Here is a 15,037-nt window from a genome sequence, read left to right on the forward strand (position 1 = left end):
TTGTTAGCCTTGGTGGCTCGACGAGGTTTTTCGGCTGGCACTGCTGCCGCCTCACCTGTCTTCAGCCATGCGCCAAGGCGGACAACCATGGCCTGGCTGGAACGGCGCGTTGCAACAAATGTGGGAGCGGGCTTGCCCCGCGAAGCGCCGCGCGGGCGGCGCTCGATCTCAAGAGCACTAAAAAACCCAAGGCAAGCGCTTCGCGAAGCGCCGCGCGGGCGGCGCTCGATCTCAAGAGCACTAAAAAACCCAAGGCAAGCGCTTAGCGAAGCGCCGCGCGGGCGGCGCTCGATCTCAAGGGCACTAAAAAACCCGAGGCAAGCGCTTCGCGATGCGCCGCCCGCCTGGCCCTGCCAGCCCTCATCAAGCGCTCAAATAAACCGCTGCCCCTCAAACGGGTTCCAGCCATTGAGCCCTTTGGTCTGCTTCAGGTAATAAGCCCGGTTGCTCAAAAAGCTGTAGAGAAACGCAAACGCCATACTGAGCCCGTTGTCCACCGGCCGTGGAATCTCGCTCCCCGTCACCGCCTCGACAACGCCCAGCAGCAACCCAAGCGCAATCATAATCGCCAGCATGACCAGGTTCTTCTTCCACAGGCCCAGCACGAACCAGTAGATCGGGCCGAAGAAAAAGCCGATGAAGTTATTGTTGATCAGCAGCTTCTTGCGAAAAGGCAAGGCACGGAAAGCGGCCTTGTAAGACTCGGAGGTCGGCGCGCCGTACTGATCGAAGAAGGCGAAACGCTCCTGCCATTTCGGCTTGAGGTTGCCATAGGTGGATTGGGTTTGTGGGATACCTTCCATGGGGAGCTCCGTTATATCGTCCGTGGATGTCGAATAGCCATGATTGTGGCCGGTTCAGAAGGGTACGTCACAGTTGGTCAAGGGGCAAGCTTCGCAGCCCCGTATCTGGATTAAGACGTTTTCCCTCACACAACCGCTTGATCAAATCCTGACTGGGCTTTACCGGGTCTGTTTTCGACGCGCGCTCTTTCAGCCATCGGCTTCGCGGAACCCCGATGTGATTTGGATAGGGATACCATTGATATCAAGAACGGCCTCTGACATCTCAGCATCCTTCTCCAGGGCGATATAGGGCTCAGCGGTGGAGTCATTAGTGCCTTCATATTCGAACTGAAATGCGTAGTAAGTTTTCCCACCTCAGTTAGCCGATAAGGCGATTCATTTGTGCCAATACGTCCTTTTGCATTTACCCGCAACCCATCTGGTGCAGAGCACATTATCGCGCGGTGCAAAGGCGCATTATCGCGATGCGTTTGCTTTAAAAGTGAATACAAGCATCAGGCAGGCCTGCATGATTAGATAGATAGACAAATAAAAACAGGATTCATATTCGCCCCTACTGACGTAAAAGACAACCCACGAACAATACGCCGCTGGAAGCGACAGAATAAATGAAATAAGAAATTGATACTTAGGAATGAGAATCAAAGGTCGTTTCCCGCTGAGTAAGAATACGATTGCCTTGAAAGGAACGTAACAGGCCGCGGAAAGCAGGACCGCCAAAATTACTACAATAAATATATACAGTAAGAAATCTGGCATTTGCTCTCCGTCATTTAAATTCATGTTTATGCAGCGAACCTGATTTCTATTACTCAAGCTTTCTGAGGAAGACCAGTTTCTGGATCAAGATGCTTCTCTTCACTTAAACGCTTAACCAGATCCTGACTGGGCTTCACCGGACCTGTTTTTGACGCACGTTCTTTCTGCCATTGAAACGAACCGTCCCAAGTGGGTAGCTCAGCAGGCGGAAGAGGTACGATAGCGTCTATATCTGGCAATTTTGGTCCTAGCTGCTCATTATCCTCGAAGAATTTGCTTATTTTGTGATATCTCACCGAGCGCTCTTTATCGGGCTGCAAGGCCATATAGTAAAGGTTGTCATCTGAGAGTGGACCATCAAAAGCGTTTCCAAGCCTTCTGGCGGAAGCCGCATCCCCTGCTTTTACGCCTTGCTGATAAGCCTGCACCGCTTCTTTGTACTCACCCCCTACACGTAGAAGGCCTGCCAAATCTGCCGCAGCTCGCCTGTGCCCTTGAGACGCAGCGCAACGACGCATCGCTACCATCACTTCATATGCTCCCGTAACACGACCTAGCAAATTAGCAACGTAGAACTGCGCATCTGGGTTTCCTAGGTCTGCCGCCTTACGGAAATAAGCGTTCGCTTTATCACGATCCTGCTCAACGCCATAACCCATCTCAAGGTAATGCCCCATATCATAATAGGCGCCAGGTATGCCTTGAGCGATAGAGGCTTCCACGAGATCAATTGTTTCTCTTTGTGGCTCGGGAGAGCTAGCTAAGCCCTGAGAAATAAGCGCCTGCAAATTGGCAGAAGCTTTAAAGTGACCATGAGACGCGGCAATACGATAGTATCTTGCAACTTGATTGAAATTCTTTGGACCTTCATGCTGCTCTAGAAAAAGCCCGTAATTATAGAGTTCATCTGCGTCTCGATTCAATGAAGGAAGCACATCTGCCTCACGACGGCATTCAAATTCCAAGTTGTTATAGATTTGTGACACATCGACCTGAGCTGGCACTGGACGCTCCTCTAAAGCAACAATTAAGCCAATGAAAACAACACACGCAACATAGAAATATTTAAACATTTTAGTCCAGGTTTACACGTGCTGGGCTGTCGCGATAGAATTCTATTAGCGAGGCGCAAGGGGACCTTTTTTCTATTAATGAAGGTTTAGCATTTATCTCTTTCCGCCGTTTATTTTCATCAATAATATCTTGCCATTTACTAAAGGCTTCCGCTGCATCGTCTTGCGCACCCATGCCCTTTGTGTGTATATCCCAGAGCTGCTTGCGAAGAGGCTTTGACAAGGATGGGCTCTCATGACATATATTGAGCTCGCTGTCGACCTCCATGCTGCGGATATTAATATTGGCAGAGCCTAACGTCGTGAATACATCATCGATTATCGCTAGCTTGCTATGAATGTAGACGGGCATCCAGTTGTCAGGCGGTGAATCAGGCGCGACCAATGTACATATGTGAACCTTGAGCCCCGGAATCTCTACTGGAAGAATGGCGGCTTCTTTCTTGAGCGGAGTTGACGCCTCTAGCTCCATCAACCGGGCTTCTGCCGCTTTGACTTTGGCTTCACGCTCTTCTTTCATTTTTTGCAGCAGCTTGGGATCCATCAGGGGTTGTGCAATATAATTCAATGATATTAAGGACTGCCTGGCATTTATCGTTTCCAAGCGCGCCTGCCTTAGCTGTTCATCTAACCTTTCATTGCGCTCAAGCTTTGAAACTGTAGGCAAAACATCTTTACGGCCCAAACTATTCAACATTCTGTAGGTGTTCATTGAGCCGGGACCAATGCCCTCATCGTCTGAGTTTGTCACGACAAACAGGTGAATAGCTCCGTGCTTTCCAGCGTTTCTGCCCCACTCCAACTGCTTTTGCGCGGATTTTTTTATCGCCGTTGCAACAGGCTCCCATCTGAAATACTGATTCTCAATGTATATATAATTCGTAACATTATTGGTCGCTTTCAGATATAGCGCCTTGATATCATGCACACCTTCTTGCTGCTGCGTACGAAGTAGCTGCGCCATGACAGGCGTTCCTGCTTCGGGTCGAGCCTTTAGCTTCGCTGCATTATTTTTTCGTTGCGACAACAGATCAACACCGGTTTGACGCTTCCAGGCTTGACAAAAATTGTGATTGAGGTGTTCAAGAATCGGCCCTGTTACTTTACTGGAGATATCCTGCCGGGGAGTGGCACCATTTCTGCCAAACCGAGCGTGCATTCTTGCATAGCTGTGATCGTCTTTATCCCAATAAGCGTCTAGCGTGTTGTGCCCCATGACAAAACCGATGGCGCGGTCAGGCTTCTCATAATCAATGAGGACCATTTTTTGATGGTGGGTGGGAGCGCCAGACATTACCAATGTGCTCATGAACTTATTGGTCTTTGTACCGTTCTTATCCTCACCATTTACTAGCAATTGCCACGCGACTTCTACGCGCTCAATGAACCCAAAGCCTCGCGTCGCAAACTCAACATTTTTCAGGTAGTAGGGTGAATCTTTCAATATGGAGTTCTGATCAGCCACACCAGTGAGCCGGGCTTGTTCATACCACTGCCTATCATACTCCTCTTGTGCGTCGTTACGATTCTGCTTACCTCTTGTAAGATAACTTATTATATTGTTACCGGGCGTGGGGTTTTCCATAACTTGCGCTGCCCGTAAATACCAGCATAGAATTCTGACCTTTACGCCTTCGCCCCCCTTTTTTACCAGCAAATCCCCTATGCACAGATCACCCGCATTGCCATTACGCTTGAAGTACATCGAAGGCTGAAAACCCCAGCAAATGTAATCGATACTGGTTGTAGCGGCCATGATCGCATCATACAGCGCGCCAAACGCGCGCTCGCCGTTCACTAAGGGCTGAAATGTTGCAGGGACGGGGTGATACTCTGTTTTTTGCAAAAACCATGGAAGATTCAGCGTAGCTGACGTTGTCTTACCGGTGGCGATCGGAGAAGTAATTGAGTTGGAGGATGTCATTTAATTCTCCTCTGCATCTGGATTATTGAGCGATGCATAGCTGTCTCTGAAAAAGCTACGCGTTCTGGGCTGATTGACATCCGGATGAGTTTTGCTTTCGTGACGATGGAACCCGCTGTTGGCCAGTTCGGCATTTTTCTCTTTCCCCTTGTACTGGCCGCCTACGGGTATGTCATAGCGGATGCCGTTTGCCAGTTCTACGGTATAGTCAGTTGTCGTCGGATGGTGGTCGACATTGATCATTCCGGTCTTGTCCATTACACCCTGCCCGACCATTGAGCCGCCCGCATAAAGTTTGTAAGGCATGCCAGCCCAAGCGCCAGAGCTTCCCGCATTTGTATTCCCGGCAAAAAATGACAGGGTTTGGGCCACCGACGACTCAGGCCAGGCCGGGTTCTCCCGATTTAGCTGCGCCGGCCCGCTGAACATCTTCTTTGCCCCTTTCACATCGATCGTCCCAGGCGCATGAATCTCGATGTTGCCTCCCTTGATCCGGATGTACCCGCCACCGCTGGTGAGCAGGATGCCTTCCTGCGCAGCGATCTCGATTCCTGCGGCGGTGGAAGTGATCTTCATGCCTTGCTTGGCAGTCAGCTCCATTGCATCGCTCTGCGCTTGTAGCTCCACCTTGCCCTTGGCCGCAAACAACTTGGCCCCGGCGTTCTGCGCAAACAGGCTGATACTCTGCACCACGCTGGCCAGCAGCGATTTGCCGCTGGCAATGCTGACGTCCTCCCCGGTACTCACGGTCAGGTGCTTGCCGCTGTGCAGGTGGGTGTTCTGCGGGGTTGCGGTGGCGATGTCGGCCGGGGAGGAGGCGATCAGCAGCGGCTTCTGATAACCCGGAGTCTTGCCCCGGCCACCGTTGCGAATCGCCCAGGCGGTGTCGCCGCCGTTGCGCTGTTGCTCGCTCGGGCCTTGGCTCGGGCTGCTGCTGTCGTTGCCGTAGGTGACGTCGGTGTCGGCGTTGAGCTGGGTCAGGCTGTCGAGGCCAGCCTGCAGGGCGTCGGCGTTGTGCTGTTTGGCGGTGTCGGAGAGGGTTTTGAGGCGCTGCTCGCTGTTCTGCAGCTGCTGCTGGGCTTCGCTCACATCGAGCTGGGCGCCTTCGGCGTTGCTGCGTTTCCAGGTGCTCAGGTACAGGCCTTGCTGGGCGCGCAGGGCGCCGTAGGCATCGGTGCGCAGTTCGAAGCCGGTGCCGCGCAGTCCACCGCGGTTGTTGCCGCGCTGGTCGATCAGGTAGCCGAGGTTGAGCTGGGTGTGGCCGTGGCTGCTGTGCAGCTGGGTGCGTACCTGGCCGGTGGAGTCGTCCATCACCCACTGGTTGAAGCCGCCGCCGCCGACTTCCTTGCTCTTGTAGCCGCTCATCAGGCCGCTGGAGTGCCAGGCGGGTTTGTGGCCGCCATAGACTTGGCCCATGACCAGTGGGCGGTCGATGTCGTTGTCGAGGAAGGTGACCACCACTTCTTCGCCGGCCCGCGGCACGTGCACGCTGCCCCAGTCGGGGCCGCTGCTCGGTTGCAGCATGCGCAGCCAGCAGGAAGAGAGTTCGCCGTCCTGGCTCAGGCGGTCCCAATGGAAGCGCACGCACAGGCGGTTGAGGCTGTCGGTGAAGACTTCATGGCCGCTGGGGGTGACCACCACGGCGGTTTGTGGGCCGGGCGATGTCGGCTTGGCGTGCTCGAACGGGCTGCGGTAGGGCGCGCTGTGCAGCTGGCCCTCGAAGGTGTTGAGGAAGAAACCGTAGGAGGCTTCGCTCAGCTTCGAGCCGAGCAGCGCATCGTCCGGTGCCGGGCGTACCGATTTTAACAACGGTGCCAGGCTGCCGGGCGCATCACGGCGCTGCTGGGCCATGGGCAGGTTGCTTTCGGCGAAGAACTGCACCTCGATCAGCATGAATTGCCGGGCCTCGGCGGCCTTGCGTTCGTACAGCGGGTGCTGGGTCAATTCGAACCAGCGCCCGGCCTGCAACTGGCGCACACCGCCCTGGCCGTGCACACGGCGGGCCTGGGATTCACGCTGCTCGATCTGCACGCGGCTCAGCCAGTCGCCGCGCTCCTGCTTCTGCCAGGTGTACTGGCCCTGGTACTCGTAGCGTTCCAGGGCGGCGGGGGCGGAAGCGGCTTCAAGCGCCGGCATCACGCTTTCGCGCGGTTGGCTGTGTGCGAGGTAGTCGACGCTGCGCCAGTTGAGCTTACCGCTGAGCAACTGCGAGCCGGTGCTCCACTGGGTGATGCCGTCCTGCTTCTGGGTCACGCTCTGGGTGTGGAACGGCACGCTCTGCGGGGTGAGGGCGGGCAGGGTGTCGACGCTGTCGGTGAAGACGATGGAGTGGCTGTCGGCTTTGTGCTCGACGTACCAGAAGATGCCCTCCAGCTCACACCAGCGCTGGACGAAGTTGGCGTCGGTTTCGTTGAACTGGGTGACATAGGACAGCGGGGCGTACTCGCGGCGCAGGTCGAGGCGGTAGTTGCCCTTGGCCTGTTCGTACTGGGCGAACACGGATTCGAGGATGGCCGGCAGGTGCTTGTCCTGCCAGATGCGGCAGTCGCTGCGGTATTCGAGCAGGCTGAACCACGGCGCGAACACCAACTGCCAGTCATGCAGGCCGCCGTCGCTGCCCAGGTAGCGCACGCTCTCGACCAGGCCATGGCGCGGGGCCTGGGAGCCGTCGTCGCAGAGCAGGGCGAGGCTGACGGGTTGGCCGATGAGTTTCTCTGGGTCGTACTCGGTGTCCTGCACCAGCACGTCGAGGGTGTAGCGAGGGGTGCGGCCGATGCGCTCGACGCCGTGGGCGCGCAGGGCCTGAAGCGCGTCGCCCCCCAGCGGGGTGGTTAGCTGCAGCAGGCGGCCGCTTTGCGAGAGCGGGGTGCCGAAGGTCAGGTCCATTGAAAAAAACTCCGGTTACTGGTAGCACACACCAAGTCAGCTTAGGGCGGCGCCAGTGCAAAGTACGGTACGCCCTTCCATGGGCCTAAAAATTTTGTTCGAGCATCGGAAAATAGGGCATCGGGCATAGACCGTCAATATCCGAAATATTCAATGCAAAGGCACATTTGCAGGACCCGAACCACCACATGCCCAACGCCGTTCGAGCCCAGCAACGCCAATTACCGGCGCATGCGCTTACCTGCCCTAGCGCCCTGGCTTGGGTTAACATACCCGGCTGCGCAACACCCATCATCCACGCCAAGCCCCGGCTTGCCGACTCGACACCAACAGGTCATCCATGCGTCTGTTTCACACCTCCGACTGGCACCTGGGCCAAAGCCTGCACGGCCAGGAACGCGACTTCGAACATGCCTGCTTCCTTGAGTGGCTGCTCGGCCAGCTGCAGCTTCGCCAGCCCGACGCGTTGCTGATCGCTGGCGATATCTTCGACACGGTCAACCCGCCGGTCAAAGCCCAGGAGCGGCTCTACGACTTCATCGTGAAGGCCCACGAGCAACAGCCGAAACTGGACATCGTGATGATTGCCGGCAACCACGACTCCGGCTCGCGCATCGAGTTGCCCGCGGCGCTGATGCGCCGCCTGCGCACCCATGCGCTAGGGCGCGTGCATTGGCTGGATGAGGGCCAGCTGGACGCCGAGCGCCTGCTGATACCGCTGACCAACGGCCGCGGCAAGGTTGCGGCCTGGTGCCTGGCCCTGCCCTTCCTGCGCCCGGCCGAGGTGACCGGCCCGCAGCTGGGGGACGACTACCTGCAGGGCATCACCCAGGTGCACCAGCAACTGATCGCCGCCGCGCAGAACAAGCGCAAGAAGGACCAGGCCCTGGTCGCCATCAGCCACGCGCACATGGCCGGTGGTTCGGTGTCCGAAGACTCCGAGCGCAGCCTGATCATCGGTAATGCCGAAGCGCTGCCGGCCAAGCTGTTCGACAAGGCCATCAGCTACGTGGCCCTGGGCCACCTGCACAAGCCGCAAAAGGTCAACCGCGAAACCCGCATCCGTTACAGCGGCTCGCCGATCCCGCTGTCGTTCGCCGAAATCAACTACCCGCATCAAGTGCTGGAAGTCGAGCTGGACGGTGCCGAGCTGGTCAGCGTCGAAGCGCGCCCGGTGCCGCGCGCCGTGGCCCTGCAGCGCATCGGCCCGGCGCCGTTGGGCGAACTGCTGGAGCAACTTGCCGAGCTGCCGGTAATCGACCTGCTCGATGACCCCAACCGCCAGCCCTGGCTCGAAGTGCGCGTGCTGTTGGACGAGCCGCAACCCGACCTGCGCCAGCAAATCGAAAGCGCCCTGGACGGCAAAGCGGTGCGGCTGATCCGCATCGGCGCCGAATATGCTGGCCGTGGTAACGACGAAGAAAGCGAGCTGGCGTTCGTCGAACTGTCGCAGATGACCCCGCAGGACTTGTTCAGCCGCGCCTGGGAACAGGCCTACGGCAACCCCGTCGACGAGCAGGCCCTGGCCGACTTCGCCCTGTTGCTGCAGGACGTTCAGCTGGAAGAGGAGCAGCCATGAAAATTCTCGCCATTCGCCTGAAGAACCTGGCATCCCTGGCCGGCCCGGTCGACATCGACTTCACCGCCGAACCCCTGGCAAGTGCTGGGCTGTTCGCCATCACCGGGCCGACCGGTGCCGGCAAGAGCACCCTGCTTGATGCGCTGTGCCTGGCCCTGTTCGGCACCGTGCCGCGGCTCAACGCCATCGGCCGCGAAGCCAAGGTGCCGGACGCCGATGGCGACATTCCCACATCCGACCCGCGCAACCTGCTGCGCCGCGGTACCGGCAGTGGCTTTGCCGAGGTCGACTTCATCGGCATCGACGGCCACCGCTACCGCGCGCGCTGGGAAGCCAACCGTGCCCGCGACAAAGCCAACGGCAAGTTGCAGCTCAGCCGCCAGAGCCTCTACGACCTGGACAGCGAGCAGGTGCTGGGCAGCGGCAAGAACGAATACAAGCAGCTGATCGAAGCCCGCCTGGGCCTGAACTTCGAACAGTTCACCCGCGCGGTGATGCTGGCCCAGAGCGAGTTCAGTGCCTTCCTCAAGGCCGACGACAGAGAACGCAGCGAGCTACTGGAAAAGCTCACCAACACCGCCATTTACACCCGCTTAGGCCAGCGCGCCTTCAGCAAAGCGCGGGAAACCGGCGAAGCGCACAACGCCCTGAAAGACCGTGCCAGCCACCTGCTGCCGATGGTCGCCGAGGCCCGCGCCGAACTCGACCAGCGCCTGGAGCAGGCGCAGCAACAGTTCAAGGCCGACCAGGCGCGCCTGCGCCAACTGGAGCAGCAGCGCACCTGGCTCGACGAACAACGGCAACTGCAGGCCCAGCACAGCCAAGCCGGCGCGGCCTTGCAGGCTGCCGAGCACGGCTGGCAAGCGCTAGCCGAGCAACGCCTCGACCTGCAACGCCTGGAGCGCCTGGCGCCCCAGCGTCATCAGTTTCACCGCCAGCAGGTACTGACCGCGCAACTGGCGCCCCTGGCGGCGCAGACCGCCGAGCAACAGCGCCAGCAGGGTGAGCTGCAGACGCGTACAGCAGAACTGCAACAGGCGCTGGTCGCAGCCCGCCAGTCACTCGCGGACAACCAGGCCCGGCACAGCGAAAATACCCCTCGCCTACGCCAGGCGTTTGCCGCGCAGGACAGCCTGGCACGGCTGGACAATGAGCTGACAGCGCAACGCTCGGCCAGCCAGCAGGCCGACCAGCACGTCGTCGAAGGGCAGCAGCAACTGCAGCAGCTGGAAGAAAACCAGCAGCGCAGCGTGCAACAACTGGCGCAGATCGATGAGGCACTGGCCGGTAGCCAACACCTCGCCGGGTTGGCCAACGCCTGGCAGGCCTACCTGCCGCAACTCAAGCAAGTGATGCTGATCGGCGGGCGGCTGAGCAAGGGCCGCGAAGAGCTGCCGGGCCTGCAGGCCCAGGCCAGCCAGGCCAATGCGCAGCTGCAGGCCCAGCGCGAGCATTACGAGCTGCTGTTCCGCGAAGCCAAGGCCGAACCGCACGCGCTGGCCGAACAGATCGACCTGCTCGGCGGCATGCTTCAGGACAATCGCAAACAGCAGCGCGCCGTCGAAGCACTGTCGCACCTGCATGGCCGCGAGCTGGAAGTGCGTCAGCACCTTGAAGCCATCCGTGAGCGCCAGCAGCAGGCCATGCAGCAACGCCAGCAACTGATCGGCGAAGGCACTGCAGCCAAGGCCGAGCTTGAGGCCGCGGAGCAGGCGCTCACCCTCACCCGCCAGCTACTGGAACGCCAGCGCCTGGCGCGCCACACCAGCGTCGAAGAGCTGCGCGGCCAGTTGCGCGACGGCGAGCCCTGCCCGGTGTGTGGCAGCGCCGAACACCCATTCCACCAGCCTGAGGCGCTGCTGCAAAGCCTGGGCCGGCATGACCAGGCCGAAGAGGACACCGCGCAGAAGCAGGTCGAAACCCTCAACGGCAAGCTGGTGGAGCTGCGCACCCAGCTTGGCGTGGTCAACGCCCAGCTCAAGGACTACCAGCAGCAACAGGTGCAACTGGGCGAGCAACTGCAGCCATTGGTTGCGCAGGTGCAGGCACACAGCCTGTGGCCCGCCCTCGCCCCCCAGGACGACAAGGCCCGGAAAGCCTGGCTGGCCAACCAGCTGCAGCGCCTGGACGATGAAATCGGCAAGGACGAGAAACGCCAGAGCGCCCTGCTCGCCTTGCAAAAGGATGCCGCCCGCCTCAACCAGCAACTGCAGGCAGCGCAAGAAGCGCAACAGCAAGCCCAGCGCCACCTGGACCACCAGCACCAGGCGCTGGCCAGCGACGAACAGCAGTTGCAGCAAGGCCTGAATGACCTGGCCAGTGTGCTGCCGGATGATGTCCTGAAGGCCTTGAGCGACGACCCGGCCAATGCTTTTCTCGGCCTCGATCAGCAAATCGCGCAGCGGTTGCAACAGCTGGAGCAACGCAAGGACGAGCAGGAAGAACAGCAAGCCCGCCAGGTCCAGCTGGACAAGCTGCGCGACCAGCAGCAGACACGCCTGCAGGCGCAGCAGCAGTGGCAGCAGACACTGGCCAGCCTGGACGAGCAGCGCCAGCAGGCGCAGGCAAAACTCGCCGAACTGCTAGGCGAACATGCCAGTGCAGAAGCCTGGCAACACCACCTGGAGGCACAACTGGAGCAAGCTCGTGCGGCCGATGCCGACACCGCGCAGCGCCTGCAGGACTTGCGCACCCAGGGCGTGAAACTGGCCGCCGAGCTTGACGCCAACGTCCAACGGCAGCAGGCACTGGAGCAGGAGTGTCAGCAGTTGCAGGGCGCGATCGCCCAGTGGCGCGGCGAGCACCCCGAGCTGGATGACAGCGGCCTCGACCGCCTGCTGGCCATCGACGATGCGCAACTTGGCGCCCTGCGCCAGCAGCTGCAGCACGCAGAGAAAGCCATCGAGCAAGGCCGCGTGCTGCTGCAGGAGCGTGAACAGCGTCTTCAGCAGCATAACGCCCAGGCACAGGGCGAGCTGCCCGCCGACGATCTGGAGCAAACCCTGGCCGAACTCCAGCAGCACCTCAACGTTCAGGAACAACAGTGCGCCGAACTGCGCGCGCAACAGGCCGATGACCAACGCCGCCAGCAGGCGCACCAGGCCCTGGCCGCCGAAATCGAACAGGCCCGCGAGCAGTGGCAGCGCTGGGCGCGCCTGAGCACGTTGATCGGCTCGGCCTCCGGCGATGTGTTCCGCAAGATCGCCCAGGGCTACAACCTCGACCTGCTGCTGCACCACGCCAACGCCCAGTTGCGCCAACTGGCGCGGCGGTACCGCCTCAAGCGCGGTGGCAGCGCGTTAGGCCTGCTGGTGCTGGACACCGAAATGGGCGACGAACTGCGCTCGGTGCACTCGCTGTCGGGCGGTGAAACCTTCCTGGTGTCGCTGGCCCTGGCCCTGGGCTTGGCCTCGATGGCCTCGAGCACCCTGCGCATCGAGTCGCTGTTCATCGATGAAGGCTTCGGCAGCCTCGACCCCGAGTCGCTGCAGCTGGCCATGGATGCGCTCGACGGGCTTCAGGCGCAGGGCCGCAAGGTGGCGGTGATTTCCCACGTGCAGGAGATGCACGAGCGCATTCCGGTGCAGATCCAGGTACGGCGCCAGGGCAATGGCCTGAGTGATGTGGAGGTGTGCGGGTGATCCTTTACTCGTTCCGCCGTTGCCCTTGGGCCATGCGCGCGCGCCTGGCCCTGCGTTATGCCGGGTGCGAAGTGCAGGTGTGCGAGGTGGCGATGAAACACAAGCCGGCCGAGTTGCTGGCCTTGTCGCCCAAGGGCACGGTACCGGTGCTGGATACCGGTAACGGTGTGCTGGAAGAAAGCCTGGACATCATGCGCTGGGCGCTGACGCGCAACGACCCACAGGACTGGCGCCTGCAGGCGGACCCCGCTGCCGCGCAACAGGCCGAGCAGTTGATTGCCCGCAACGACAGCGAGTTCAAGGCGCAGGTCAACCTGTACAAGTATGCCGAGCGTTACCCTGACTATTCGCGCGAGCATTACCGCCAGCAGGCAGAAGCCTGGCTGGCGGAGCTCGAACAGCTGCTTGAGGGCCGGCCGTACCTGCTGGCCGATCACCCGAGCCTGGCCGACGCCGCGCTGCTGCCCCTGATGCGCCAGTTTGCCGGGGTCGAACCGCAGTGGTTCGCCGAGGCGGCTTATCCGCGTGTGCGGAGCTGGCTGGAGGGGTGGTTGGCGTCTGAGCTGTTCAAAGCCGTTATGGCAAAATAGCTATCAACTTCGGCGCGGTAACTGTGGCCCAGTGGGAGCGACGGTGCGGCGACCCCACAGGTTCAGTGCTCACATCTGGATCAGTGGCTGTTCTTGCCACTCAACGCGGCATGAAAATGGGCACTCTGGCGCAGGTACTGCTCGGTATAGCTGTGGGTGGCGGATGCCTTGCTGCTGGTGTCGGCATGGGCATGCGTCGGCAGCACGACCGAGGCGGAAATGGCGGATGCGGCGATGACCGGGAAGAGATTGAAGTTCATGTGGGCTGACCTCGACTGCGGTGGTTTGACGGTGGCCCGCGTGGGCCTTGGGTCAAACTTACGCCGCTGAGGTCAGCCACAGAAATTCATTGCGGTGGTAGGGATTATCACGCCTATCGATAGTCACTCGATAAACTTCAGGTCCGAAGGCGCGTCCTGCGGCAAGGTCTGCACGGTTTCCCCCAGCTTGCCCGTGCGCGGGTCACGGCGCATGACCACGATCTGGTTGCTCTTCTGGTTGGCCACCAGCAGGAACTTGTCGCTGGGGTCGAGGGCGAACTCCCGTGGATGGTCACCCTCCACCGAACGCCGCTGCAGGAACGTCAGCTGGCCGTCGTCCTTGCCCACGCTGAACACCACGATCTCGTTGGCCGTGCCACGATTGCTGACATACAGGAAGCGCCCGTCCGCCGACAAGTGCAATGCGCCCGCCGCCTTCGCTGCGGCATCATTCTGCTCGGTCAGCGGCAGGCGCTGGCGTTCGTGCAACGCATCGTCCTTGACATCGAACATGACCACTTCGGCGCTCATTTCCAGCGTCAGGTAGGCATGCTGCCCCTTGGCATCGAACAACAGGTGACGCGGGCCGCTGCCCGGCGGCAGCTCGACGGACGCTGGTATCGCCGCGCTGAGGGGGCGGTCGACGCTGGCGCCGTCGTAGCGGTAGATGAACACCTTGTCGGCGCCCAGATCGCTGGCATACAGGTGGCTGCCATCGGGCGACAGCACCACTGAATGCACATGGGCACCAGCCTGGCGCTCGGGGTTGACGCCACTGGGCTTGTGCCGCACTTGCTGCACCGCATCCTTGAGCTTGCCGTCCTTGCCCACCGGGATCACAACCAGGCTGCCGCCCGGGTCGGGGGCGACGGCGTAGTTGGCGACGAACAGGTAACGCTGGTCGCGGCTCAGGCTGGCGTGGGTCGGCTCGTCGCCGCGGGTGGCCACCTGGTTGAGCGGGGTGATCTCGCTTTTGCTGCTCACGCTGAAACTGCTGGCATGGCCCTGCGGCGTTTCGTTGACCACGAACAACTGCCGCTGGTCGGCCGAGAGTACCAGCCACGAAGGGCTGACGGTCTTGACCACCTGCTGCGGCGCAGGGTTGATACGGCCGGCCTCGCTGTCGAACGCGTAGCGGTAGATGCCTTGGCTCGCGCCATCGGTGTAACTGCCCACCAAAAGGGTGGCAGCCTGGGTATTGAGGGTTAGCGTCATGAGGCTAGCGGTCAGCAGGCTCGTCCAGGTCCGGTTCATCGTTGTCTTCATCCGGGGCGCGAAAGGCACTCATACAGACTAGACGATGCTGGCCCTGGGCATCATCCAGTTGCCATTCATCACCTGCGGCGGTGGCGGCGGCGACCTGGTCGGTGGTAAAGGCCCAGCGGCGCAGCTGGCGGCCGTCCATGCATTCGACCGTGAGGCCGGTGTCGTCGAAGGTGAAATCGAAGGCGTGCAGGCCATCGATCAGCAGCATGTCGCAGGATGCAAGGGCGGTGGCGAGGGAGGACATGGGGGTACC

At 60.3% G+C, this 15,037-nt stretch carries 11 protein-coding genes; 4 read left to right on the plus strand and 7 right to left on the minus strand.

What is annotated here, in order from left to right:
- Positions 1–266: hypothetical protein (locus ACFY68_RS11815; RefSeq protein WP_387527161.1), on the plus strand; the 266-nt coding region annotated here is incomplete at its 5' end.
- Between the two features lie 105 nt (positions 267–371).
- Here the strand turns inward: ACFY68_RS11815 and ACFY68_RS11820 are convergent.
- The 4 genes from ACFY68_RS11820 to ACFY68_RS11835 form a co-directional block, all read right to left on the minus strand.
- A complete protein-coding gene (locus tag ACFY68_RS11820; protein WP_387527164.1) occupies positions 372–803 on the minus strand; it encodes a DUF2628 domain-containing protein in 432 nt (143 codons plus the stop codon).
- A gap of 815 nt (positions 804–1,618) precedes the next feature.
- On the minus strand, positions 1,619–2,638 hold the full coding sequence (locus ACFY68_RS11825) for a DUF6396 domain-containing protein (protein WP_387527167.1): 1,020 nt from the start codon (positions 2,636–2,638) through the stop codon (positions 1,619–1,621).
- Between the two features lies 1 nt (position 2,639).
- Positions 2,640–4,562: a phospholipase D-like domain-containing protein gene (locus ACFY68_RS11830; RefSeq protein WP_387527170.1), complete on the minus strand. Its 1,923-nt coding sequence runs from the start codon at positions 4,560–4,562 to the stop codon at positions 2,640–2,642.
- Positions 4,563–7,448 (minus strand): type VI secretion system Vgr family protein, encoded by a 2,886-nt coding sequence (locus ACFY68_RS11835; RefSeq protein WP_387527173.1) that lies wholly within the window; start codon positions 7,446–7,448, stop codon positions 4,563–4,565. It abuts the gene before it with no gap.
- Between the two features lie 340 nt (positions 7,449–7,788).
- Here ACFY68_RS11835 and ACFY68_RS11840 point away from each other — a divergent pair, with 340 nt between their 5' ends.
- Genes ACFY68_RS11840 through ACFY68_RS11850 form a run of 3 tightly spaced genes read left to right on the plus strand, consistent with a single transcriptional unit; the run spans position 7,789 to position 13,258 of the window.
- A complete protein-coding gene (locus ACFY68_RS11840; protein WP_387527176.1) occupies positions 7,789–9,027 on the plus strand; it encodes an exonuclease SbcCD subunit D C-terminal domain-containing protein in 1,239 nt (412 codons plus the stop codon).
- Entirely contained in the window at positions 9,024–12,668 is a 3,645-nt protein-coding gene (locus ACFY68_RS11845; protein WP_387527179.1) for an AAA family ATPase, read from the plus strand. The genes ACFY68_RS11840 and ACFY68_RS11845 overlap by 4 nt, the downstream gene beginning before the upstream one ends.
- Positions 12,665–13,258, plus strand: a complete 594-nt coding sequence (locus tag ACFY68_RS11850; protein ID WP_387527182.1) for a glutathione S-transferase — start codon at positions 12,665–12,667, stop codon at positions 13,256–13,258. Before ACFY68_RS11845 ends, ACFY68_RS11850 begins: the two co-directional genes overlap by 4 nt.
- A gap of 80 nt (positions 13,259–13,338) precedes the next feature.
- Here ACFY68_RS11850 and ACFY68_RS11855 read toward each other — a convergent pair whose 3' ends face one another.
- From ACFY68_RS11855 to ACFY68_RS11865, 3 genes are all read right to left on the minus strand, one after another.
- Positions 13,339–13,518, minus strand: coding sequence for a hypothetical protein (locus tag ACFY68_RS11855; protein WP_387527185.1), 180 nt, complete (start codon positions 13,516–13,518; stop codon positions 13,339–13,341).
- A gap of 123 nt (positions 13,519–13,641) precedes the next feature.
- Complete coding sequence (locus ACFY68_RS11860; protein ID WP_387527188.1) at positions 13,642–14,772, minus strand: lactonase family protein; 1,131 nt, start codon at positions 14,770–14,772, stop codon at positions 13,642–13,644.
- Complete coding sequence (locus ACFY68_RS11865) at positions 14,738–15,028, minus strand: DUF5629 family protein (RefSeq protein ID WP_387527190.1); 291 nt, start codon at positions 15,026–15,028, stop codon at positions 14,738–14,740. Before ACFY68_RS11865 ends, ACFY68_RS11860 begins: the two co-directional genes overlap by 35 nt.
- Positions 15,029–15,037 lie beyond the last annotated feature (9 nt).

It is taken from the genome of Pseudomonas sp. NPDC012596 (assembly GCF_042902325.1).
Lineage (GTDB): Bacteria > Pseudomonadota > Gammaproteobacteria > Pseudomonadales > Pseudomonadaceae > Aquipseudomonas.

Excerpts from the sequence above, each read along its gene's own strand:
- ACFY68_RS11820 (WP_387527164.1), bottom strand. The coding sequence starts at position 803 with ATGGAAGGTATCCCACAAACCCAATCCACCTATGGCAACCTCAAGCCG.
- ACFY68_RS11830 (WP_387527170.1), bottom strand. The coding sequence starts at position 4,562 with ATGACATCCTCCAACTCAATTACTTCTCCGATCGCCACCGGTAAGACA.
- ACFY68_RS11855 (WP_387527185.1), bottom strand. The coding sequence starts at position 13,518 with ATGAACTTCAATCTCTTCCCGGTCATCGCCGCATCCGCCATTTCCGCC.
- ACFY68_RS11825 (WP_387527167.1), bottom strand. The coding sequence starts at position 2,638 with ATGTTTAAATATTTCTATGTTGCGTGTGTTGTTTTCATTGGCTTAATT.
- ACFY68_RS11840 (WP_387527176.1), top strand. The coding sequence starts at position 7,789 with ATGCGTCTGTTTCACACCTCCGACTGGCACCTGGGCCAAAGCCTGCAC.
- ACFY68_RS11865 (WP_387527190.1), bottom strand. The coding sequence starts at position 15,028 with ATGTCCTCCCTCGCCACCGCCCTTGCATCCTGCGACATGCTGCTGATC.
- ACFY68_RS11835 (WP_387527173.1), bottom strand. The coding sequence starts at position 7,448 with ATGGACCTGACCTTCGGCACCCCGCTCTCGCAAAGCGGCCGCCTGCTG.
- ACFY68_RS11860 (WP_387527188.1), bottom strand. The coding sequence starts at position 14,772 with ATGAACCGGACCTGGACGAGCCTGCTGACCGCTAGCCTCATGACGCTA.
- ACFY68_RS11845 (WP_387527179.1), top strand. The coding sequence starts at position 9,024 with ATGAAAATTCTCGCCATTCGCCTGAAGAACCTGGCATCCCTGGCCGGC.